The following is a 20,062-nucleotide window of genomic DNA, read 5'->3' as shown; positions in this document are numbered from 1 at the left end:
TCCCTTGACCACCGAGCTGCTGGCACCTCTCGATCTGGCCTTCTGGCATCTCGAATCCGCGGACCATCCCATGCACCTCGGCGCGCTCGCGGTCTTCACCGCGGTACCCGGCACGGCCGGCGCGGCGGGCGCCCGGGAACTGCTCGCCGCGCGCGCCGCCGCCATTCCCCGGCTCAGGATGCGGGTACGGGACGTCTGGCTGCCGGTCGGCGGCGCGGCCTGGGCGGTGCACAAGGAGTTCGACGTACGCCGCCATGTGCGCCGACTGCCGCTGCCGGAGGGGGAGTTCGCGACGGAGGCGGCGCGGCTGGCCGGGGAGCTGATGGAACGTCCGCTGGAACGCGGCATCCCGCCGTGGGAGATGTACGTCCTGACGACGGAGGACGGCAGTGGCGGCGCCGGTGACAGCCGGGCGGCGGCAGCCGGCCGCCCCTTCGCCGTCCTGGTGAAGCTGCACCACGCGCTGGCCGACGGCATGCGCGCCGTCGCCATCGGCGCCGGCATCTTCGACCAGATCGCCGACGCGCGGGCGGCGGGGGACCGCCGGCCGCGCCCGGTGCCGCCCCGGTCCTGGCTTCCCGGCCCCTGGCAGGTGGCCGGGCTCGCCAGGGGCCGGATCGAGGAGCTGGGCCGCGCGGTCGGCATCGGCGCCTCGGTCGTACGGGCCAGCCGGCTCGACCCGCGCGGTATGCCCGCGCTCACCGCCGGATCCAGCGGGACACGGCGGCTGGCCACCGCCCTGCTCGATCTGGAGGACGTCCAGCGGATCCGCAGGGCCGCGGGCGGCACGGCCAACGACGTCCTCCTCGCGACCGTGACCGGCGCGCTGCGGCGCTGGATGCTCGAACGGGGCGAGCCGCTGCCCGCCACCGCGCCGCGCGCGCTCGTGCCGGTCACCCGGCGCAGGCCGGGCGGTCCGTCCGGGTCGGGCAACCGGCTCTCCGCCTATCTCCTCGGTCTGCCGGTCGCCGAGGCCGACCCGCGGGCCAGGCTCACCGCCGTACGCCTGGGCATGGACCGCAACAAGTCCGGCGGCCCCTCGCGCGGGGCCGGCGCGGTGGCCGTCCTCGCGGACCAACTGCCGCCGCTCGCCCACCGGCTGGGCGCGCCTCTCGCCGGCAGCGCGGCCAGGATGCTCTTCGACATCCTGGTGACGAGCGTCCCGCTGCCGCGCTCCACGCTCTCGCTCGGCGGCTGCCCGCTGCGCGAGGTGTACCCGATGGCGCCGCTCGCCCGTGGCCAGTCCCTGGCGGTGGCGCTGTCCACCTACGGCGGCCGGGTGCATGTGGGGCTGGTCGCCGACGGCAAGGCCGTGCCGGACCTCGACCGGCTGGCGCGCGGGATGACCGAGGAACTACGGGAACTGCTGCGGGTCACCGGGCCGGGCGGCCGGATCCGTTCCGCCGGCCCCGCCCGAGCGGCCCGCACGTAGCTCCGGGCAGCCCCGCACAGGGCCGACAGCGCCCTGCGGAGCCCCGAGAGATCGGACAGCTGGATGCGAACTCCTCGTAAGTAGCTGCTTCAGGGGTGTTGACGCGCCCAGTCATCCGATGAATATTTCATCGTGATCGGCATCTCGGTCGTTCTCGGCATGGGCGGGGCGGCCGGCAGCGGCTACATCGGGAGGCGGCAGCGGTATGCGGCACACCACGCTCGGACACGGAACGGTCGGGGTGACCGGACTGTCCTTCGGGGCGGCCGGGATCGGCAATCTCTACACCCCCGTCGACCCCGAGCAGGCCGCCGCGGCGGTGGACGCCGCCTGGGACGCGGGCATCCGCTACTTCGACACCGCGCCGCACTACGGCCTGGGACTCTCCGAGCGGCGGCTCGGCGAGGCACTGCGCGACCGGCCGCGCGGCGCGTACACCCTCTCCACCAAAGTGGGCCGGCTGCTCGACCCCGTGTCCGGCGCCGGACCCCTCGGCGACGATCTCGCCCACGGCTTCGCCGTACCCGCCACGCACCGCCGCGTCTGGGACTTCAGCGGGGACGGAGTACGCCGCTCCATCGAGGACAGCCTCCGGCGGCTCGGAGTGGACCGGATCGACATCGTCTATCTGCACGATCCCGACGACCACGCGGAAGAAGCCTTCCGGCAGGCGTACCCGGCGCTGGAACGGCTGCGCGACGAAGGCGTCGTCGGGGCGATCGGCGCCGGGATGAACCAGACGGCGATGCTCACCCGCTTCCTCCGCGACACCGATGCCGACGTCGTGCTGTGCGCCGGCCGCTTCACCCTGCTCGACCGCTCGGCGCTCACCGCGCTGCTGCCCGAGGCCCTCGCGCGCGGCAGGAGCGTCGTCGTCGGCGGGGTCTTCAACTCCGGGCTGCTCGCCGACCCGCGCCCCGGCGCGACATACGACTACACCGCGGCCCCGCCCGAGCTGCTCGACCGGGCCCTGCGGATGGACACCGTCGCCCGGCGGTACGGAGTGCCCCTGCGGGCCGCGGCCCTGCACTACCCGTCGCGTCATCCGGCCGTCGCCAGCGTGCTCGTCGGTGCCCGTTCCGCGGCGGAGGTGCGCGACGCGGCCGGACTGGCCGCCCGTACCGTCCCCGACGACCTGTGGGCCGAACTGCGCGCGGAAGGGCTGCTCACCGAAGAACCGCTGACCGAGGACGGAGTGCTGTCATGAGGGTCGCCCTGCACACCAAGGTCCGCGCCGACCGGATCGGGGAGTACGAGGCGGCGCACCGCGAGGTGCCCGCCGAACTCACCGCCGCGATCCGCGCCGCGGGTGCCACCTCCTGGACGATCTGGCGCGGCGGTACCGATCTCTTCCATCTGCTGGAGTGCGAGGACTACCCCCGTCTCCTCGCCGAGCTGGACCAGCTTCCGGTCAACGTCGCCTGGCAGGCCCGGATGACCGAGCTGCTGGACGTCGTGCACGACTACTCCGCGGCCGGCGCCGGAGCCGGTCTGCCCGTCGTCTGGGAGCTGTCATGACACCGCCGGGCGTGATCGACGCGCACCACCACATCTGGGATCTGTCCGTACGCGACCAGGACTGGATCACCGGCCCCGCCATGGCCCCCATCCGCCGCAGCTTCACCCTCGCGGACCTGGCCGCCGAGACCCGGGCCGCCGGAGTGTCCGCGACCGTACTCGTCCAGACCATCGGGGTCCCCGAGGAGACCCCGGAGTTCCTCGCCGCCGCCGACGGCAGCGATCTCGTCGCGGGCGTCGTCGGCTGGACCGATCTCACCGCACCCGGGGTCGCGGACACGCTCGCCGCACTGCGTGAGCTGCCCGGCGGCGGCCGGCTGGTCGGGATACGCCATCAGGTGCAGGGCGAGCCCGACCCGGAGTGGCTGCTGCGCCCGGACGTACAACGCGGCCTGGCCGCCGTCGCCGCCGCGGGACTCGTGTACGACCTGGTCATCCTGGAGCACCAGCTGCCCGCCGCCGCGAAGGCCGCCGAACTGCTGCCCGGACTCACGTTCGTCCTCGACCATCTCGGCAAGCCGCCGATCGCCGGGGGCGCGACAGAGCCGTGGGCGGGCCTGGTCAGGGCGCTGGCCGCACGGCCGAACACCGTCTGCAAGCTCTCCGGGATGGTCACCGAGGCCGCCTGGGACTCCTGGACGGCCGAGGGGCTGCGTCCGTACGCCGACACCGTCCTCGACGCCTTCGGGCCCGAACGGCTGATGTTCGGCTCCGACTGGCCGGTGTGCCGGCTGGCCGCCACGTACGGAGAGGTCCTCGACGCGGCCCGCACCGTGACCGACGGACTGAGCGAGGACGAGCGCGACGCGGTCTTCCGGGACACCGCGCGGCGCGTCTACGCCCTCTGAACCGGGTCGATGCCGTCCTCGGCCGGCTCGGGGAAGGCATGGCGCACCGGGCCGGGGAAGGGTTCCATGCCCAGCAGCGCGGTGACCGAGTGGGTGGCCAGGGTGTGCCAGACACGCGCGCGGCGCAGCATCGCGTGATCACCGCCCGGCAGCAGTACGGCACACGCCTCGGCGCCCGCCGTACGGGCGCGGGCCGCCAGCTCGACGCTGCCGCGCGGATCCGTGACCCGGTCACGGTCGCCGTGCAGCAGCACCGTCCTGGTACCCGCCAGCTGCGCCACCGGCTCATCGGGCGGACACCAGGGCGCGAGCCCCACCACCCCGGTGACCAGCTCGTGCCCGGCGGCGGCCAGGGCGGCACGGCCACCCATCGAGTGCCCGACGAGCACGACGGGCACGGGGCCGACCAGAGGCTCCAGCTCATCGAGCGCCCGGCGGGTGTCGCGCGCCGCGTCGGCCCGGCTGCCGTTCCAGCCCCGGCAGCGGTAGCGCACCCGGCCCACCACGACGTCGTACCCGTCGGTGGCCCGTAGCACCGCGCGGGTGAACGGCCACATCCGGGCGCCGGGCAGACTCAGCCGGGCCGGCGGCGCCACACCCTCCTCGCGCCCTCCGTGCAGCACCAGGACGGCGGCGCGGGGGCGCGCGGCGGTTCTGTCGAGCACGAGAGCGGGCTGGACGGGGGCTCGGCGATCGCGTACGGACACGGGGGCCTTCCTTCCGACGGCGGGAGCCCCGGGGGCTGCCGGGGCACCTCTGGCGGGGCTCTTCCGTGAACGATCCGGCGAACGGATTCGTCGCCGCGCCGGCCGTGGAACCCACGCCCGGCCCGCCGGGCGTTCACCCGGCCCTGTCTGACACATCCCGCCTGGCTCTGTGTGCCAGGCAGGACCCGGGCCGCTGCGGCACCCTGGACGCATGCCGGAAGTACCCGAAGTCGAAGCGCTGCGCGAGTTTCTCGACGGCCGGCTGGTGGGCAGGGAGATCGTCCGTGTCCTGCCACTGGCCATCAATGTGCTCAAAACATACGATCCGCCTCTCTCCGCACTGGAGGGCGCCACGGTCACCGCGATCGCCCGCCACGGCAAGTATCTCGACATCGTCGCGCGTGACGCCGGAGACGGCGAACTGCATCTCGCCATCCATCTCGCCCGCGCGGGCTGGCTCCGTTGGAAGGATTCCTTCCCGGCCGCGCCCCCTCGGCCCGGCAAGGGGCCGCTCGCGCTGCGTGCCGTCCTCGGCGGGGGAGACGGGTTCGATCTCACCGAGGCCGGCACCACCAAGCGCCTCGCCGTGCATCTCGTACGCGCTCCCGCGGACGTCCCCGGGATCGCGCGCCTCGGCCCCGATCCGCTCGACGACGCCTTCGACCGGGCCGCCTTCGCCCGGCTACTCGCTGGTGAGAACCGGCAGATCAAGGGCGCGCTGCGCGACCAGCGCCTGATCGCGGGCATCGGCAACGCCTACAGCGACGAGATCCTGCACGCGGCGAGGATGTCGCCGTTCAAACCGGTGAAGAACCTCTCCGAGGACGAGATCACCACCCTGTACGAGGCACTGCGCGACACGCTGCGCGAGGCCGTCGAGCGCTCGCGTGGAGTGGCGGCCGGGCGGCTCAAGGCGGAGAAGAAGACCGGGCTGCGGGTACACGGCCGTACCGGTGAATCCTGTCCCGTCTGCGGTGACACGATCCGCCAGGTCTCCTTCAGCGACTCCTCGCTCCAGTACTGCCCGACCTGCCAGACGGGCGGGAAGCCGCTCGCCGACCGCAGGATGTCGCGGCTCCTCAAGTGAGACCGGCCGGCGGTCATTGCCCGCCGATGGTCATCACACGGCGGCCGTCCGACGCGCGGACCTCGAAGTGGTCGATCTCGCCGGGCCGCAGCGCCGCCCCGCCCCGGGTCACCAGCGGCGTGGAGCCGCCCGCCCGCGCCGCCCACGACGTCACGGTCTCCCGCGATCCGTCCCGGCCCACCGCGATCAGGGCGCACGAGCCGGAGTCACCGGACCGGACCAGCTCAAGACCGATATCCGCCCCCCACGCCTTCTCCGCCGCCGTCACCACCGCCGCCGTGCCCGTCGACCGGTCCGACGCGGTCCACCGGGCGGTCACCGGTGTGCCCGGATCCGCCGGGGGAACCACGGCGAGGACGGCGAGCGGACCGCCCACCGCGAGCACCACCGCCGCGGCCACCAGCGCGAGCCGCCGTCCGCGCTCCCGGCGCCGCCCCGCGGCGGTACGGCCGAGCAGCCCGGCCAGCAGCTCCGGACCCGCGGCGGTGTACGGCGCCGTCCCGGCGGGCGTGCGCCGCGCGTACGCGTCCAACTGCTCCTTCACGGAGCCGAATTCGGCCAGCAGCTCCGAACAGCGCGGACAGTCCGTCAGATGGTCCTCCAACCGGAAGGCGTCCGCGGCGTCGAGCACGCCCAGTGCGTAGGCGCCGGCATCACGATGGAGGTCCAAGGTCCGCATGCTGTCTGTTACGCAGCGGAACGCGGAATGACTCAAGCCGTGGGAGTCCTTGTGCGCCGGCCACCGCCTACACTCCGGCGTCATGCTGCGTGTACTGGCTGTGGACGACGAAGAACCGGCGCTTGAGGAGCTGCTGTACCTGCTCAGGGCCGACCCGCGGATCCGTGGCGCGGAGGGCGCCACCAGCGCGACCGAGGCGCTGCGGCGGATCGGCGCGGCGCTCGACGCGGGCCCCGACGACCCCGCCGCCATCGATGTGGTCTTCCTCGACATCCATATGGCCGGGCTGACCGGGCTCGATGTCGCCCGGCTGCTGGCCGGTTTCGCCGAGCCGCCGCTGATCGTCTTCGTCACCGCCCATGAGGGCTTCGCCGTCCAGGCCTTCGATCTGAAGGCCGTCGACTACGTCCTGAAGCCGGTCCGCAGGGAGCGGCTCGCCGAGGCGGTACGCCGGGTCGCCGAACTGGTGGGGGAGCGCGGACCGGTCTCCGCCCCCGCCGCCGATCAGATAGCCGTCGAACTGGGCGGGGTGACGCGCTTCGTCGCCGTCGACGACATCGCCTACGCCGAGGCGCAGGGCGACTACGCGCGGCTGCACACGGACACCGGCAGCCATCTGGTCCGTATCCCCCTCACCACGCTGGAGGAGCGCTGGCGGGCGCGCGGCTTCGTACGGATCCACCGCCGCCATCTCGTGGCCCTCGCCCGGATCGACGAGCTACGGCTCGACGCGGGCGCGATGAGCGTCCGCGTCGGCGACGCCGAGCTCGCGGTCAGCAGGCGGCACGCCCGCGCCCTGCGCGATCTGCTGATGCGGCAGGGCGGCCGCTGACCAGGGGCTTCCCCCGGGATCACCACGCTGCGTACACTCCGGGCCCGAGCACCGCGCCGGGCCTGGACACGCACAGGGACCTGGGGCGGGGCGGGGCGGGAGAGCGGGGAGCGGGGAGCCTGAGAAAGGCAGCGAGAACCAGAGAGAAAGGCGGGACGGACATGACGGCGGAGCCCGCGTCCCGGCATCCGGCGCCCCGGCGCGAGGTGGTCACCGGTGAGCCCCGTCGCGTCCGCCCCCTGCCGCGCTACCGCGCCCAGGCCGAGATCGAGGAGCAGACCGCGCTCGGCGACGCCTATGTCCGCTCCCTGATGCGCAGTCAACTGCGGGCGGGAATCACCGCGTTCGCGCTGCTCGCGCTCGTCGCGGGCACGCTGCCGCTCGCCTTCGCCACCCTGCGCGACGCGACGGCGGTCTGGGTGGTGCTCGGCTTCGCGGCGTATCCGCTGCTCACCCTGCTCGCCTGGTGGTACGTGCGGCGCGCGGAGCGCAACGAACGCGACTTCGCCCGGCTCGTGAAGGGCCGGCCCGTTCCATGAGCCAGAGCTACACGGTGACCGCGGTCACCGTGGTCGTGCTCGCGACCGTCCTCGTCGGCGGCTTCGGGCTGCGGATATCCCGTACGACCTCCGACTTCTACGTCGCCTCCCGCACGGTACGGCCCGCGCTGAACGCCGCCGCGATCAGCGGCGAGTACCTCTCCGCCGCCTCCTTCCTCGGCGTCGCCGGCCTGGTGCTGCTGCACGGCCCCGACATGCTCTGGTACCCGGTCGGCTATACCGCCGGCTATCTCGTCCTGCTGCTCTTCGTCGCCGCTCCGCTGCGCCGCTCCGGCGCGTACACCCTCCCCGACTTCGCCGAGGGCCGGCTCGAATCGCGTGCGGTGCGGCGACTGGTGAGTGTGTTCGTGGTCGGTGCCGGCTGGCTCTATCTCGTACCCCAACTCCAGGGCGCTGGGCTGACGTTGAAGATCCTCACCGGCGCGCCCGACTGGTTCGGCGGCGTGCTGGTCGCCCTGGTCGTGGTGGTGGCCGTCGCGGCGGGCGGGATGCGCAGCATCACCTTCGTCCAGGCGTTCCAGTACTGGCTCAAGCTCACCGCGCTGCTCGTGCCCGCGCTCTTCCTGCTGCTGGCCTGGCAGGGCGACGGACGGCCGCGCGTCGACCTCGATCTGACGGCGGCGGTCACCGGCCGCGCGGACCATCCGCTCTACGCGACCTACGGTCTCATCGTGGCGACCTTCCTCGGCACGATGGGGCTGCCGCATGTCGTCGTCCGCTTCTACACCAGCCCCAACGGCCGGGCCGCCCGCCGGACCACCGTCATCGTCCTGGCGCTGGTCGGCGCGTTCTATCTGCTGCCGCCCGTCTACGGCGCGCTGGGCCGGCTGTATGTCCCCGAACTCCCCTACGGCACGGACGCCGACGCCGCGGTACTGCTGCTGCCGGAGCGGGCGATCGGCGGGCTCGGCGGTGATCTGCTCGGCGCGCTGGTGGCGGGCGGCGCCTTCGCCGCGTTCCTCTCCACCGCCTCCGGGCTGACCATGGCCGTCGCGGGGGTCCTCACCCAGGACGTCCTTCCCTCCCGGGGCGTACGCCACTTCCGGCTGGCCACCCCGCTCGCCATGGCCGTACCGCTCGGCGGGTCGCTGCTGGTCAGCGGGATGCCCGTGGCCGACTCGGTGGGCATGGCCTTCGCGGTCTCCGCGTCGTCGTTCTGTCCCCTGCTGGTACTGGGCATCTGGTGGCGGCGCCTCACCCCGCCCGGCGCGATCGCGGGACTGCTGCTCGGCGGCGGTCTGGCGTTCGCCGCCACGGTGATCACGGTGAGCGGGGCCGTACGGTCGGGCTGGCCGCACGCGCTGCTCGCCTGGCCGGCCGTCTGGTCCGTGCCCGTCGGCTTCCTCGCCATGATCCTGGTGTCGCTGGCCACGCGCGGCCGGATACCACCCGGTACCAACGCGGCGATGACGCGGTTCCATCTGCCGGAGGCCCTGATGTCCGGCAGCCGCGAAGCGGGCGCGGGCCCGAGCCCCGGCGCGGCCGGTGGCGGAACCGTCATGGGAGACATCAGCGGAACCGGCGGCGCCCGATGAGCGGATCCGCACTCGCCGTACTCATCGTGCTCGGTCCGCTGCTCCTCGCGGGCGGCTTCGTACTCGGCCGGCGCACCGCGCGCCCCGAGCGGACCAGCGATGTCGGCACCCCCGTGGAGCGCGCCACCTTCGAGACGCTGCACACCGCCTCGCTCGCCGCGCCCCCGCTACGGGCCGGTCTCACCGAGGAGAGCGCCCGCAAGGCGGCCCGCCGGCTGCGCTCCCTGCTCGGCACCGACGCGCTCTGCCTCACCGACCGGGAGCGGGTGCTCGCCTGGGACGGGTCGGGCGAACACCACGGCCGGCAGGTCATGGCACAGGTCGAGGGGCTCCTCGCCAGCGGACGCGGTACCGCCTTCGCGAGCGGCTGCGGCGATCTCGACTGCCCGCTGCGCTGGGGTGTGGCCGTACCGCTGACCGTCGACCACCGGGTCCTCGGCACCCTGGTCGCCTATGCGCCGCGCGAGTCGGCGGTCCTGGCCAGGGCGGCGGGTGAGGTGGCCCGCTGGGTCTCCGTACAGCTGGAACTGGCCGAGCTCGACCGCTCCCGCACCCGGCTGATCGAGGCCGAGATCAAGGCGCTGCGGGCCCAGATCTCCCCGCACTTCATCTTCAACTCCCTCGCCGCCATCGCCTCGTTCGTCCGGACGGACCCCGAGCGGGCCAGGGAACTCCTGCTGGAATTCGCCGACTTCACCCGCTACTCGTTCCGCCGGCACGGCGACTTCACCACCCTCGCCGACGAACTGCACTCCATCGACCAGTATCTGGCGCTCGTACGGGCCCGGTTCGGTGACCGGCTCTCGGTCACGCTCCAGGTCGCCCCGGAGGTCCTGCCGGTGGCGATGCCGTTCCTCTGCCTTCAGCCGCTCGTCGAGAACGCCGTCAAGCACGGCCTCGAAGGAGCCGTCACCACGAGCCGGATCACCATCAGCGCGCTCGACGCGGGCGCCGAGGCCGAGGTGGTGATCGAGGACGACGGGGTCGGTATGGAGCCGGACCGGCTGCGCCGGATCCTGCGCGGCGAGGGCGGCGCGTCCACCGGGATCGGACTCCTCAATGTGGACGAGCGGCTGCGCCAGGTCTACGGGGACGAGTACGGCCTGGTCATCGAGACGGGCGTGGGGGCGGGCACGAAGATCACGGTACGGATTCCCAAGTACCGCGCGGGCGTGCACGGCACCTGAGCGCCCCGCCCGCGCGCCGCCGGTCGGGGCAGGTGCCGATCGGGACAGCCGCCGGCCGGGACAGCCGCCGGTCAGAACAGATGGATCGCCAGATGGCCGAGCGGCAGACCGAGCTGCCAGGCAGGCGTCCAGACCTGGGGACCCTCCGCCTCGCCGGCCGGGAACGGATCGTCGTACGCCGGGCCCACGGCATCGAGATCCGGCGCCAGCAGCTCCGTCTCCTCCAGCCACCGCCACGCCGCGCCCGCCAGCTCCAGATCCGGATCACGGGCCTCCCGGCCGGCCTCGAACGCGGCCGCCTCCAACCGGTCGATCCGCCCGCAGACCCATTCGCGCCAGCACGTCCCGTACGCCGTGAGGGAGCGCCACTCCTCCATCCTGGCCACCACGCGCGGGCCGCCCACCGAGCTGTCGGAGAGGAAGATGGTCAGGGCCAGCGCGTCCCGCCCCGCACGGTATTCGAGCGTCGTCGGCGGCATCAGATCACCGGTGCGCAACAGCTCGTCGGCGATGTACTCCGCGTACATCCAAGCCATGGGCACCAGGAGGCCGCCACCACCCGCCCCCTCGGTACATTCCGGACGCATCGCTTTTCCGCCTTCCTTTCTTCCCCCGAAGCCAGCTTCACGGAGCATTGAACCGGCGGTGGCCGCCGCGCGTGGCCAGAAAGGCAGGATCGGTCGGCGGACGGGAGAGGATTGTGACGGGTGTGGCCGACGGTGACGCGTCAGACGGTGGAGCGGACGATTCCGGCCCGCATGTGCGGTCGCTCCTGGGTGCCTACGTACTCGAAGCGCTCGCACCCGAGGAGGACCGGCGGGTCGCGGACCACCTGGCGGAGTGCGGCCCGTGCGGCGCGGCCTATCTGGAAGTGGCCGACGCGCCGTCGTCGCTGGCGCTCCTGGACGAGGACGATCTGCGGTAACCGGGCGCGCTGTAGCCGGGCAGCGAACGGGCCAGCGCGCGCAGCGCGTAGTACGAACGGGATTTGACCGTGCCGGGCGGAATCCCGAGCACCCGCGCCGCCTCGTTCACGCTCAGCCCGCGGAAGTAGATCTGGGTGAGCACCTCGCGGTGCTCCCGGCTCAGCGTGCGCACCGCTTTCCGTACGTCGAGCACCGCGACCGCGGATTCGGTGCGGTCCTCGGGGTCGGGTGTGGCGGCGAGGATCCCGTCGCTGATCTCCGTGGGCCGCGCCAGCCGGGATCTGCGGGCGTCGATGGCCAGCCTGCGGCCGACGGTGAACAGCCAGGGCCGCATGGAGTCGAAGGGCCCTTCGAACGCTTCGGGGTGCTGCCAGGCGCGGACCAGCGTCTCCTGGAGCAGATCCTCGGCGCGCTGCCGGTCGCCGTAGGTCAGGCCCAGCAGAAAGTTCAGCAGGGCCGGCCCGTGTTCGCGCTGAAGCTCCGTCAGTGCCCGCTCGTCGGTCCTCTCCTCGGCCATGGCTGTGGTCATCGTGAACACCCTTCCCGCCGGGGTCGCCGTCGTACGCGGCTCCGTTGCCGCCTGGCGTATCCGAACGCATGGCGCCGCCGAGGGACAGACAGCGCACCGAGGTCTGCGACGAGCGGTCGCTCACTGCGGCGAGTGGTGCGGTGAACGGTCGGACGGCGGCGTTTGGACCCTTTCGCGCGCTGTACCGGCTTGGTCACTTGACATCCATTTATATGAATATATGGATTCGTTGGGACGGTATCCCCCGGAAAATGGAGCCTGCCCGATGACGAAGCGCATGCGACAGGGAGCGGTGGCCGCTGCGGCGCTGCTCATCGGAACCGCGGCGGCCTGTACCGGTGCCGAGCGGCCCGACGCCCCGGTCCCGCACGGCCCGCCGCGGCCGGGCTCCGCGGCACCCGCCTCGGCGGGCGGCTCCGCGGCACCTTCCGCCGCGGGCGGCTCCACGGCGCAGCGGCGCGGGTTCACGCTCGTCGCCTCGGGGGACGTGCTGCCGCACGACTCCGTCATCGACCGGGCGAACGCCGACGCGGACGGCGAGGGCTATGACTTCGGGCCGATGCTCGACAGCGTGAAGCCGGTGGTCTCCGGCGCCGATGTGGCGATCTGCCACATGGAGACCGTGTTCGGCGAGAAGGACGGCTCGTACAGCGGCTATCCGGCCTTCGTCTCCCCGCCGGAGATCCCCGCCGGACTGCGGGCCACCGGCTACGACTCCTGCTCCACCGCCTCGAACCACAGCCTGGACGACGGGGCCGACGGGGTGCACCGGACCCTCGACGCCTTCGACAAGGCGGGCGTACGGCACGCCGGTACGGCCCGCTCGGCGGCGGAGGCCGCGCGCCCCGTCCTGCTGACGGCGGGCGGCGCCAAGGTGGCGCAACTGGCGTACACCTTCGGCACCAACGACTACGAGCTTCCCGACGGGCAGCCCTGGGCCGTCGGCCTCATCGACGAGCGGAAGATCATCGCGGATGCCCGCGCCGCGCGTAAGGCGGGCGCCGATGTGGTCGTGATCAGCCTGCACTGGGGCACCGAGTGGCAGACGGACCCCGACGAGCAGCAACTCGGCCTGGGCAGGAAACTCACCGCGTCGCGCACCGGCGGCCGTCCCGACATCGATCTGATCCTCGGCACCCACGCGCATGTCCCGCAGCCGTACGAGAAGGTGAACGGCACCTGGATCATCTACGGGATGGGCGACCAGATCGCCGGGACGATGACCAACGACGACGGTGAGCTGGACGCACGGGGCAACCACGGCTCGATCGGCCGGTTCACCTTCGCGCCGCCCGCCCGGCCGGGGGAGCGCTGGCCGGTGAGGAAAGCCGAGTTCATCCCTCAGATGTGGGACCTCGACACCGGACGCGTGGTCAATCTGCCGGAGGCGGTACGGGGCGATTCCGAGCGGGACGACTACCGCGAGATCCAGTCGGAGATCAGCGAGGCGGTCCTGAGCCGGGGCGCGGCGAAGGACGGCCTCACCGTGGGCCGCTGAGAGGGCCGCTGAGAGGGCCGCGGGAGGGCGGCGTCGGCAGGGACATACGGGCGGGGGCGGGGCGTACGACGCGGGCCGGACGGGACGTACGCCGGATGCCCTACGGGACGACCGTCACCGGCCAGCGGCCCGCCTTGACCAGCCGTACCGCCACCGAGCCGATGATCCGGTGCCCCGCCGACTCCGAGGCCCCCACCACCACGGCATCCGCCTTCAGCTCGTCGGCCGCCGTGACGAGTCCGCTGTACGGGTCCCCGTGGAAGGTGTGGAACTCCCAGCGGACGTCCCAGACGTCCTTGACCCGTTCCACGGCCACCCGGATCTCCTCCACCAGACCCTCGGCGATCTCCCCGGTCGTCTCCGCGACCGGGGCGCCGAGGGCGGCGCCGGCGGGCATGACGGGCTGCACGTAGACGATGGCGAGCAGGGCGTTCTGGCGCCGTGCGAGGCCGCCGGCGTACGCGGCGGCGCGGAACGAGGACTGCGAACCGTCCACGCCGACGACGATCACCTTCGGGCCGTCGGTACCACGTTCGAATTGAGTGGGCTGCTGAGTCACGGCACGCAGAGTATCCGCTTCCGGCGGACGGACCGGCGGCGGTCTCCCCGGAGCGCGGACCGCGGTCCGGCCGGGACAAGGGCGGTACGGGCCGCGAGCCGTGCCGGAGCGCCGCGCGTCCGGCCGCTCGGGCCGGCCGGGGAGCGGACCGGCCCCGGGCCGCCCGCCCTCTGGTGTGTCCGGGCCCTCCGGCCATTCGTGAGACACTGCACCCGGCGTCGGCCCGCCTGCGCCCTGTCCCCTTCATGGCTCACCCCATCGGGTACTTTCCCCCGGATAACCGGTGTTGGTGAGCGGCACGGAGCATCCACCGTGCGAGCCATTGGTCATGAAAAAGGATCAGATGATTCCGGGGCGCCGTGCGGTCCTGCGGATCGCCGCCTGCCTCGGCGCCGCGCTCACCACCCGGCTGCTGACGGCGGGACAGGCCCAGACACCCGGCAGCCCCGCTCCGCAGCCTCCGGCGAGTGGAGCACAGGCGGGGAACAGGGCGAGCGCCCCTCTCAAACCCTCCGCGTACCGGCTCCAGCCCATGACGGAGGGCGCACAGCCCCGCTATCGCAGACCCCTGCCGCCGGTACGCAAGGCGCCCATCCTGGAGATGCCGGAACTGGGCCGCTCGATGGTCCTCACCTTTGACGACGGGCCCCACCCCGACTACACCCCTGGCATCCTGCGCACCCTGCGCGACTACGACGTACGGGCGATGTTCTTCGTCTGCGGCGAGATGGCCGACGCCAACCCCGACCTGCTGCGGGAGGCCGACGACGACGGCCACATCATCTGCAACCACACCTGGTCGCATCCGCTGATGACCACGCTCAGACCGTCGCAGATCCGCGGCGAGATGGGACGCACGAGCCAGGTCGTCGAGGACATCCTCGGCACCCCGCCCCTCTGGTACCGCGCGCCCTACGGCGCCTGGAACCGGCACGCCTTCGAGATCGGGTCCGAGATGGGCATGGAGCCGCTCGCCTGGACCGTCGACTCCCTCGACTGGGAGACCCCCGGCACCGACAGCATCGTCCACAGAGTGCTGAACGGCGCCGGGCCGGGAGTCGTCGTCCTCAACCACGACGCGGGCGGCGACCGTTCGCAGAGCGTGGAGGCGCTGCGCCGCTATCTGCCCCAGTTGCTGGACGCCGGGTACCGCATCGCAGTGCCCCACCGATGAGACTCCCCGGCCGCCCCCCCGGCTGGTCAGCGGGTCCTGACCAGCCGGGCGAAGACGACGACATTGCCGTCGTACCCGTTCGCCTTCGAGAAGCCGCCCCCGCAGGTGATCACCCGTAGCTCGGCATGGCCGGAGTCGCCGTAGACCCGGGCCGCCGGGAAATCGTTCTTCGAGTAGACCTCCACCCCGTAGATCTCGAACACCGCCGTCCTGCCGTCGAAGCGCTCCACCTCGACGTGCTCCCCCTTCTCCAGCGAGCCGAGACCGAAGAAGACCGCGGGCCCCGACTTGTTGTCGACGTGGCCGACGACCACCGCGGTGCCCCGCTGGCCGGGCGCGATGCCGTTCTGGTACCAGCCCGCGAGATTCGGGTCCCGGGGCGGCGGGGCGGCGATCCAGCCGTCCGGGTCGAGGCCCACGTCCACGACCGGCGCGTCGACCCGGAGAGCCGGGATCCGTACCCGGGACATCGGCGCGTACGGCAGCGGCCTCACGTCCGGTTCCGAGTCGCCGGTGGAGGCGGCCGCCGCCGGGTCGGGCACGCTGTCCAGCGCGGCGGCCGCCGCGGGCTGCGGTGGTCCCAGCGGTACGTCCACCCCGTTGCGCATCATCGCGATGCCGGTGAGCATGACGAGAGCCAGAACACCCCAGGGCGAGCGCTTCCGCGACTCCGGGGCGTTGTGGTCCGTGCGCATAGTTCTCCCCTTCGTGGACGCCTGCACGCACGGTAAGTGCGTCGCAACCCGGTGGCGATCACTGGAGGGCGAACGGGTGGCGGGAGCCGTGACGGCTGACCCATCCGAGCAACCGGAACGTAAAATCTCTGACGGTCTGTGACCTGCGGATCCGTCCGGTGGGCGTCCTTCTGACGGCGTGTCGGCTCACCGAGGTGGACCAGCGCCGAAATGCGGTACCGGAGGAGCCCGGTGAGGGTTCGTCATGGAGGGCGTACTCGTCGAATCTCCCGGAGCACCGCTTTGGGGCGCCTTCCGCTGGAGGTTCAACGATGCGTGCTTCACGCGCTCTGGCGGTGACCGCCACCGCCTGCGCGGCCGTGGCGCTCTCCGCTCCGCTGGCCGTCGCCACCAACGGTCCGACCAATGTCACGATCAATCCGTTCGAGGTCCACCAGGGCAGCACGATCGAGATCAGCGCCCGGGGCTGCGGCCACGGAGGCACCGTCACGTCCAACGCCTTCCGCCGGGCCGAGCTGTCCGTGAACGCGTCGGGGCACTCCACGGCACGGGCCCGGATCCATGACGACGCCACACCCGGCAACTACAACCTCGCCGTCAGGTGCAGTGACAACGACCGGGTCGCGACCCACCAGTTCCGGGTGCTGGAGGGGCGGGGCGCGCTCGGCGGGCTCGGCGGGTCCATCGGCCCCAGTTCCACGGAGATGGCGCTCGGCGGCGGGCTCGTCGCCACGGCGGCCGTCGGCGGTTCGCTGTTCCTCGCGCGCCGTCGCGGACCGGCCGGTGTGGGGATCTGACCGGGCGCCCTTCTCCCGGCAGCCTCCACCGGGGGTCCGCGGGGCCCCGAACGCCCAACGCCCCGAGTCCTGACCGAGGACTCGGGGCGGGGGCCTTTTCGTGTGACGGGGACGCCCGGCGGCGCCCGGTGTCCGGGCGGCCGCCGAACGGCCGGTGATCAGTGCTTACGGCCCTCCGCGCGCCGGCGTACGGCGTAGATCGTGCCGGTGGCCGCCGCGACCACCAGCGCCGTACCGGCGACGAGTTCAGTGGTGTTCATCCCGCCGACGCTGCCGCCGAGCCCTCCCCGGACACCTCCCGGCACGACGGTGGCACCCGTGGTGCGGGTGACCGTCGGAGCCGGTGTCGGGTTCCGCGTGGCGCCCGAGATCCGGAGACTGGTCTTCCCCGACTGGCCGTTGCAGGTGAAGGTCACCTGGTACGTGGCACCGGCCTTGGCGTCCCAGTCGACCGTGGCGGTGGCCGACCGGCCCGAGGCGATGTTCACCGTGTCGAAGACCCCGGAGGAGGCGGTGGCGGTCGTACCGCAGTTGGTGACGGAGAGCGTCACCCTGCCCCCCGCCGCGACCGTGGAGGGCGTGACGGTGAATCCGAACGGCGCGTTTCCGCCGTCGACGGCGGCCGTCGCGGTGGGGGCGGTCAGTACGAGTGCGGACACTGCCAGCAGAGCGGCGGACGCGGCACGTATCGCGCGCATGGTGAATCCTCCGGGTCCCCGAGGAGCAGCTGCGGAACCGTTTCCACATAAGGCAGGGAATGCACCTCGATGCCCGAAACGCTAGGAGCGCGTTATCACAGCCGCGATCGCTGACGGGCGAATGGGGCACGGGTGTCCCCCGGGCGGCGGACACCCGTACTCCTCGGGATCCGGTCGGCCCTCAGGACCCGATCCCCGGGAACAGATCGAGGAAGGGCGCCGCGGTCGCGCTGATCCCGCGGCCGTAGGGAGCGTCGAAGTCCCAGATGAGGAAGAGCAGGAACGAGATCAGTACGCTGAACAGCCCCGCGAGCAGCAACTCCCGGAATGTACGGCGGATCTGCAGGACGAAGATCAGTCCCACCGTGACCACGGCGCCGGTGATGAGGCCGAACCAGACGACCCCCGGCATGGTGGCGCCCGCGGTCTGCCCCCGCGCGCCCCTGGCGTCATCGGCGGCGGCCACCTGGTCGACCAGTGGCTGGTACGCCTGTCCTTCCAGATCGGTCCTGGGAGCGTACCGCGTGACGTCCGTGCGGATCCGGTCGAAGAGCCGGGTGCCCTTCGCGCTCAGCGCCTCGTGCTCGGACATGTGCGGCCACTCGTCGCGGACGACGTAGGTGACATAGGCGTCGACATCGGCGCGGATCCGGTCCCGTACCTCGGCGGGATAGACCTGGACGCGCTGCCGGACCTCGTGCAGCGCCTGGGCCTCCTGGCGCACGGTCTCCTGCGCCGCGCTGCGGCCCTCCCAGACACCGGCGATCGCGAGACCCAGCACGATCGCGTAGATCACGCCGATCATCATCGTCATGTAGTCCATGACGTCAGGGGTCTCGGAGGGGTCGTCGTCCTCGCGGACGCGGCGGTTGTTGATGACGACGATGGTCAGGACGACCGCGCAGGCGGCGGCCATCGCGATGCTCAGAACGAGCCATTCCGACATGAGATCTCCGTGGATCAGCGCGAGCGGGGACGCAGGACGGCTACGGCGAGCACGGCCGGGGCCGTGATCAGGAGCATCAGCAGAACAGGGGAGGGGCCACTCCCCGGCTGGTCACGGGTCGCCTTGCGGTAGACGGGCAGCGCCACCGAGGACGGCATGGGTGCCGCCGACGGGATGGGCGAAGGCCGCGTGGGACTCGGGGCCGGTGGTTCCGGCTTCGGTGCGGGCGGCGGCGGTGCGGGCCTGGGCTGCCGCAGGGGTACCCGGACGGCGGGCGAGGGCGGCGCGGGTACGGCGCTGGGGACCGGTGGAGGCGAAGGCGGCGACGGCCGGGGCGGCGGTGCCGGGGGCGTGGGCGGCGTCGGAGGGGTGGGCTTCGGTGGCTTCGACGGCTTGGGCGGTTTCGACGGCTTGGGCGGCTTGGTGGGCTTCGGTGGCTTGGTCGGTTTGGGCGGCTTGGTGGGCTTGGGTGGTGGCTCGGGCGGAGTGGGAGTCGGCCGGCAGTCGCCGCCGGCCACGGCTACGGCTCCCGACGGGCCCCCGGGACCACCCGGCCCGAGGGGCGCGTAGGCACAGCTGCCGGCCACGGCGGGCAGCGGGAGCGCCGACAGGGATATGAGTACGGCGGCCGCGAGCAGCCGTCCGACGAGTGATCCATACACGGGCAGCAGCTTGTTCCGCGTCGGGCCGCGGCACGCGGAAAGCCGGTCGAATTCCCTCGAATAGGGGGATGTGGCGGCTTTGGGCTTGCGCCGCGGAAGTTTTTTCCTGCCGCGTTGAACGCGAGGCCGCCCCCGCTCCGTACTTAGGACCATGAGCAGCGCAACCAGGCGCCTCAACTGGCCTACATATAACGGGAGTTGACATGAACACCTGGCGGAACGCCTCGCTCGCGGTGACCGCGGTGGCCGTACTGGCCCTGACGACGGCGTGCGGTCAGGACCAGGGGACCAACACCAACGGCCAGTCCGTCGGCGCCGCCAAGCCGGCCGACGCCGGATACGGAGCGGACACCGGATACGGATCCGATACGGGCGCGGCGGGCGCGGCGGCGGCCAAGCCGGCCGGTCAACTCGCCGTGTGGGACAGCAAGAAGCTCGGCGAGGTCCTCACCGACAGCGAGGGGTTCACGCTCTACCGCTTCGACAAGGACACGGCGAGCCCGCCCAAGTCGAACTGCGAGGGCGACTGCGTCAAGGCCTGGCCGGTGGTGGCAGCGGGTGACGCCAAGGCCGCGGCCGGCACCGACGCCACACTGCTCGGCGAGATCACCCGCGCCGACGGCACCAAGCAACTCACCGTCGACGGCTGGCCGATGTACCGGTACGCCAAGGACACCAGCCCCGGCGACGCCAACGGCCAGGGTGTGGGCGGCACCTGGTTCGCCTCGGCCCCCGACGGCAAGAAGGCCGCGGTGGCCGGTGCGGGCTCCGGTGCGGGCGCGGACGTCACCCCCGCCGGACTTCCCGGGCTTTCGGTCCGCAAGGACCCCAAACTCGGTGACATTGTGGTGGATTCGAAGGGAATGACGGTCTATCGGTTCACGAAGGACTCCGCCTGGCCGATGAAGTCGGCCTGCACCGGGGCCTGTCTGGAGAAGTGGCCGGTCGTCGCCCCCGTCGACAAGAATGACACCGAGGGGATCATCAAGAAGGGCTTCGTGACCTTCGACAGGCCCGACGGAATCAAGCAGCAGAGCATCGACTGCTGGCCGATCTACACCTTCGCCGGTGACACAAAGCCGGGCGATACCAATGGTCAGGGCGTTGGCGGCACCTGGTTCGCGGTTTCCCCGGATTCCAAGCTGGTCGGAGCGCCCAAGTAGTCCCCACGCCGCGCGTCTCCGGCCTGTCGG

The 20,062-nt window shown here is 72.4% G+C and carries 23 protein-coding genes; 14 read left to right on the top strand and 9 right to left on the bottom strand.

Features of this window, described 5'->3' with window-relative positions; all coding sequences use genetic code 11:
* Window positions 1-4 precede the first annotated feature (4 nt).
* The 4 genes from ACZ7LS_RS17080 to ACZ7LS_RS17065 all read left to right on the top strand — a co-directional run bounded on the left by ACZ7LS_RS17080 (window position 5) and on the right by ACZ7LS_RS17065 (window position 3,798).
* On the top strand, window positions 5-1,432 hold the full coding sequence (locus ACZ7LS_RS17080; protein WP_382516126.1) for a wax ester/triacylglycerol synthase family O-acyltransferase: 1,428 nt from the start codon (window positions 5-7) through the stop codon (window positions 1,430-1,432).
* Between the two features lie 205 nt (window positions 1,433-1,637).
* Window positions 1,638-2,639 carry an aldo/keto reductase gene (locus ACZ7LS_RS17075; RefSeq protein WP_382516129.1) on the top strand — a complete coding sequence of 334 codons (1,002 nt, stop codon included), beginning with the start codon at window positions 1,638-1,640 and terminating at the stop codon, window positions 2,637-2,639.
* Window positions 2,636-2,950 carry an L-rhamnose mutarotase gene (locus ACZ7LS_RS17070; RefSeq protein ID WP_382516131.1) on the top strand — a complete coding sequence of 105 codons (315 nt, stop codon included), beginning with the start codon at window positions 2,636-2,638 and terminating at the stop codon, window positions 2,948-2,950. Before ACZ7LS_RS17075 ends, ACZ7LS_RS17070 begins: the two co-directional genes overlap by 4 nt.
* Window positions 2,947-3,798, top strand: a complete 852-nt coding sequence (locus ACZ7LS_RS17065) for an amidohydrolase family protein (RefSeq protein ID WP_382516133.1) — start codon at window positions 2,947-2,949, stop codon at window positions 3,796-3,798. Before ACZ7LS_RS17070 ends, ACZ7LS_RS17065 begins: the two co-directional genes overlap by 4 nt.
* Here ACZ7LS_RS17065 and ACZ7LS_RS17060 read toward each other — a convergent pair.
* The gene (locus ACZ7LS_RS17060) at window positions 3,786-4,505 is read right to left on the bottom strand and encodes an alpha/beta fold hydrolase (RefSeq protein WP_385133505.1); all 720 of its coding nucleotides are present in this window, start codon (window positions 4,503-4,505) and stop codon (window positions 3,786-3,788) included. The two genes, ACZ7LS_RS17065 and ACZ7LS_RS17060, sit on opposite strands and share 13 nt — an antisense overlap.
* A 211-nt stretch (window positions 4,506-4,716) precedes the next feature.
* On the opposite strand from ACZ7LS_RS17060, the gene ACZ7LS_RS17055 reads away from it, so the two are divergent.
* Window positions 4,717-5,592 (top strand): Fpg/Nei family DNA glycosylase, encoded by an 876-nt coding sequence (locus ACZ7LS_RS17055; RefSeq protein WP_385133507.1) that lies wholly within the window; start codon window positions 4,717-4,719, stop codon window positions 5,590-5,592.
* A gap of 13 nt (window positions 5,593-5,605) precedes the next feature.
* On the opposite strand, the gene ACZ7LS_RS17050 is transcribed toward ACZ7LS_RS17055, so the two are convergent.
* The gene (locus ACZ7LS_RS17050) at window positions 5,606-6,271 is read right to left on the bottom strand and encodes a zf-HC2 domain-containing protein (RefSeq protein WP_385133510.1); all 666 of its coding nucleotides are present in this window, start codon (window positions 6,269-6,271) and stop codon (window positions 5,606-5,608) included.
* 82 nt (window positions 6,272-6,353) lie between these two features.
* Here ACZ7LS_RS17050 and ACZ7LS_RS17045 point away from each other — a divergent pair, with 82 nt between their 5' ends.
* The 4 genes from ACZ7LS_RS17045 to ACZ7LS_RS17030 all read left to right on the top strand — a co-directional run bounded on the left by ACZ7LS_RS17045 (window position 6,354) and on the right by ACZ7LS_RS17030 (window position 10,385).
* Window positions 6,354-7,103: a LytR/AlgR family response regulator transcription factor gene (locus ACZ7LS_RS17045; RefSeq protein ID WP_382516142.1), complete on the top strand. Its 750-nt coding sequence runs from the start codon at window positions 6,354-6,356 to the stop codon at window positions 7,101-7,103.
* 161 nt (window positions 7,104-7,264) lie between these two features.
* The gene (locus tag ACZ7LS_RS17040) at window positions 7,265-7,642 is read left to right on the top strand and encodes a hypothetical protein (RefSeq protein WP_356507851.1); all 378 of its coding nucleotides are present in this window, start codon (window positions 7,265-7,267) and stop codon (window positions 7,640-7,642) included.
* Window positions 7,639-9,198 carry a sodium/solute symporter gene (locus ACZ7LS_RS17035; RefSeq protein WP_382969071.1) on the top strand — a complete coding sequence of 520 codons (1,560 nt, stop codon included), beginning with the start codon at window positions 7,639-7,641 and terminating at the stop codon, window positions 9,196-9,198. Before ACZ7LS_RS17040 ends, ACZ7LS_RS17035 begins: the two co-directional genes overlap by 4 nt.
* Complete coding sequence (locus ACZ7LS_RS17030; protein WP_382665161.1) at window positions 9,195-10,385, top strand: sensor histidine kinase; 1,191 nt, start codon at window positions 9,195-9,197, stop codon at window positions 10,383-10,385. Before ACZ7LS_RS17035 ends, ACZ7LS_RS17030 begins: the two co-directional genes overlap by 4 nt.
* Before the next feature lie 71 nt (window positions 10,386-10,456).
* On the opposite strand, the gene ACZ7LS_RS17025 is transcribed toward ACZ7LS_RS17030, so the two are convergent.
* The gene (locus ACZ7LS_RS17025) at window positions 10,457-10,972 is read right to left on the bottom strand and encodes a hypothetical protein (RefSeq protein ID WP_382516148.1); all 516 of its coding nucleotides are present in this window, start codon (window positions 10,970-10,972) and stop codon (window positions 10,457-10,459) included.
* A gap of 122 nt (window positions 10,973-11,094) precedes the next feature.
* Between ACZ7LS_RS17025 and ACZ7LS_RS17020 the strand changes: the two genes are divergently transcribed.
* The gene (locus ACZ7LS_RS17020; protein WP_382516151.1) at window positions 11,095-11,310 is read left to right on the top strand and encodes a zf-HC2 domain-containing protein; all 216 of its coding nucleotides are present in this window, start codon (window positions 11,095-11,097) and stop codon (window positions 11,308-11,310) included.
* Here ACZ7LS_RS17020 and ACZ7LS_RS17015 read toward each other — a convergent pair.
* Window positions 11,247-11,828 (bottom strand): sigma-70 family RNA polymerase sigma factor, encoded by a 582-nt coding sequence (locus ACZ7LS_RS17015; RefSeq protein WP_385133600.1) that lies wholly within the window; start codon window positions 11,826-11,828, stop codon window positions 11,247-11,249. The genes ACZ7LS_RS17020 and ACZ7LS_RS17015 overlap by 64 nt on opposite strands.
* Before the next feature lie 277 nt (window positions 11,829-12,105).
* On the opposite strand from ACZ7LS_RS17015, the gene ACZ7LS_RS17010 reads away from it, so the two are divergent.
* Window positions 12,106-13,338 (top strand): CapA family protein, encoded by a 1,233-nt coding sequence (locus ACZ7LS_RS17010; protein ID WP_382880793.1) that lies wholly within the window; start codon window positions 12,106-12,108, stop codon window positions 13,336-13,338.
* Window positions 13,339-13,438: 100 nt separating this feature from the next.
* Here ACZ7LS_RS17010 and ACZ7LS_RS17005 read toward each other — a convergent pair whose 3' ends face one another.
* Window positions 13,439-13,897 (bottom strand): universal stress protein, encoded by a 459-nt coding sequence (locus ACZ7LS_RS17005; protein ID WP_382665159.1) that lies wholly within the window; start codon window positions 13,895-13,897, stop codon window positions 13,439-13,441.
* 328 nt (window positions 13,898-14,225) lie between these two features.
* On the opposite strand from ACZ7LS_RS17005, the gene ACZ7LS_RS17000 reads away from it, so the two are divergent.
* Complete coding sequence (locus ACZ7LS_RS17000) at window positions 14,226-15,071, top strand: polysaccharide deacetylase family protein (protein ID WP_382516159.1); 846 nt, start codon at window positions 14,226-14,228, stop codon at window positions 15,069-15,071.
* A 26-nt stretch (window positions 15,072-15,097) separates the two neighbouring features.
* On the opposite strand, the gene ACZ7LS_RS16995 is transcribed toward ACZ7LS_RS17000, so the two are convergent.
* Entirely contained in the window at window positions 15,098-15,766 is a 669-nt protein-coding gene (locus tag ACZ7LS_RS16995) for a class F sortase (RefSeq protein ID WP_382665158.1), read from the bottom strand.
* A 311-nt stretch (window positions 15,767-16,077) separates the two neighbouring features.
* Here ACZ7LS_RS16995 and ACZ7LS_RS16990 point away from each other — a divergent pair, with 311 nt between their 5' ends.
* The gene (locus ACZ7LS_RS16990) at window positions 16,078-16,563 is read left to right on the top strand and encodes a hypothetical protein (RefSeq protein ID WP_129768503.1); all 486 of its coding nucleotides are present in this window, start codon (window positions 16,078-16,080) and stop codon (window positions 16,561-16,563) included.
* Between the two features lie 158 nt (window positions 16,564-16,721).
* On the opposite strand, the gene ACZ7LS_RS16985 is transcribed toward ACZ7LS_RS16990, so the two are convergent.
* The 3 genes from ACZ7LS_RS16985 to ACZ7LS_RS16975 all read right to left on the bottom strand — a co-directional run bounded on the left by ACZ7LS_RS16985 (window position 16,722) and on the right by ACZ7LS_RS16975 (window position 18,365).
* The gene (locus ACZ7LS_RS16985; protein ID WP_382516165.1) at window positions 16,722-17,261 is read right to left on the bottom strand and encodes a hypothetical protein; all 540 of its coding nucleotides are present in this window, start codon (window positions 17,259-17,261) and stop codon (window positions 16,722-16,724) included.
* A gap of 181 nt (window positions 17,262-17,442) precedes the next feature.
* Window positions 17,443-18,207 carry a bestrophin-like domain gene (locus ACZ7LS_RS16980; RefSeq protein WP_382516168.1) on the bottom strand — a complete coding sequence of 255 codons (765 nt, stop codon included), beginning with the start codon at window positions 18,205-18,207 and terminating at the stop codon, window positions 17,443-17,445.
* Between the two features lie 14 nt (window positions 18,208-18,221).
* Window positions 18,222-18,365: a hypothetical protein gene (locus tag ACZ7LS_RS16975; protein WP_385133518.1), complete on the bottom strand. Its 144-nt coding sequence runs from the start codon at window positions 18,363-18,365 to the stop codon at window positions 18,222-18,224.
* A 707-nt stretch (window positions 18,366-19,072) separates the two neighbouring features.
* On the opposite strand from ACZ7LS_RS16975, the gene ACZ7LS_RS16970 reads away from it, so the two are divergent.
* Entirely contained in the window at window positions 19,073-20,032 is a 960-nt protein-coding gene (locus tag ACZ7LS_RS16970; RefSeq protein ID WP_382665157.1) for an SCO0930 family lipoprotein, read from the top strand.
* The last annotated feature ends 30 nt before the right edge of the window (window positions 20,033-20,062 follow it).

This window comes from Streptomyces sp. NPDC039430, from assembly GCF_055639435.1.
Note: the sequence above shows the minus strand (reverse complement) of the source record. Positions and strands in the feature narration are given on the sequence as shown.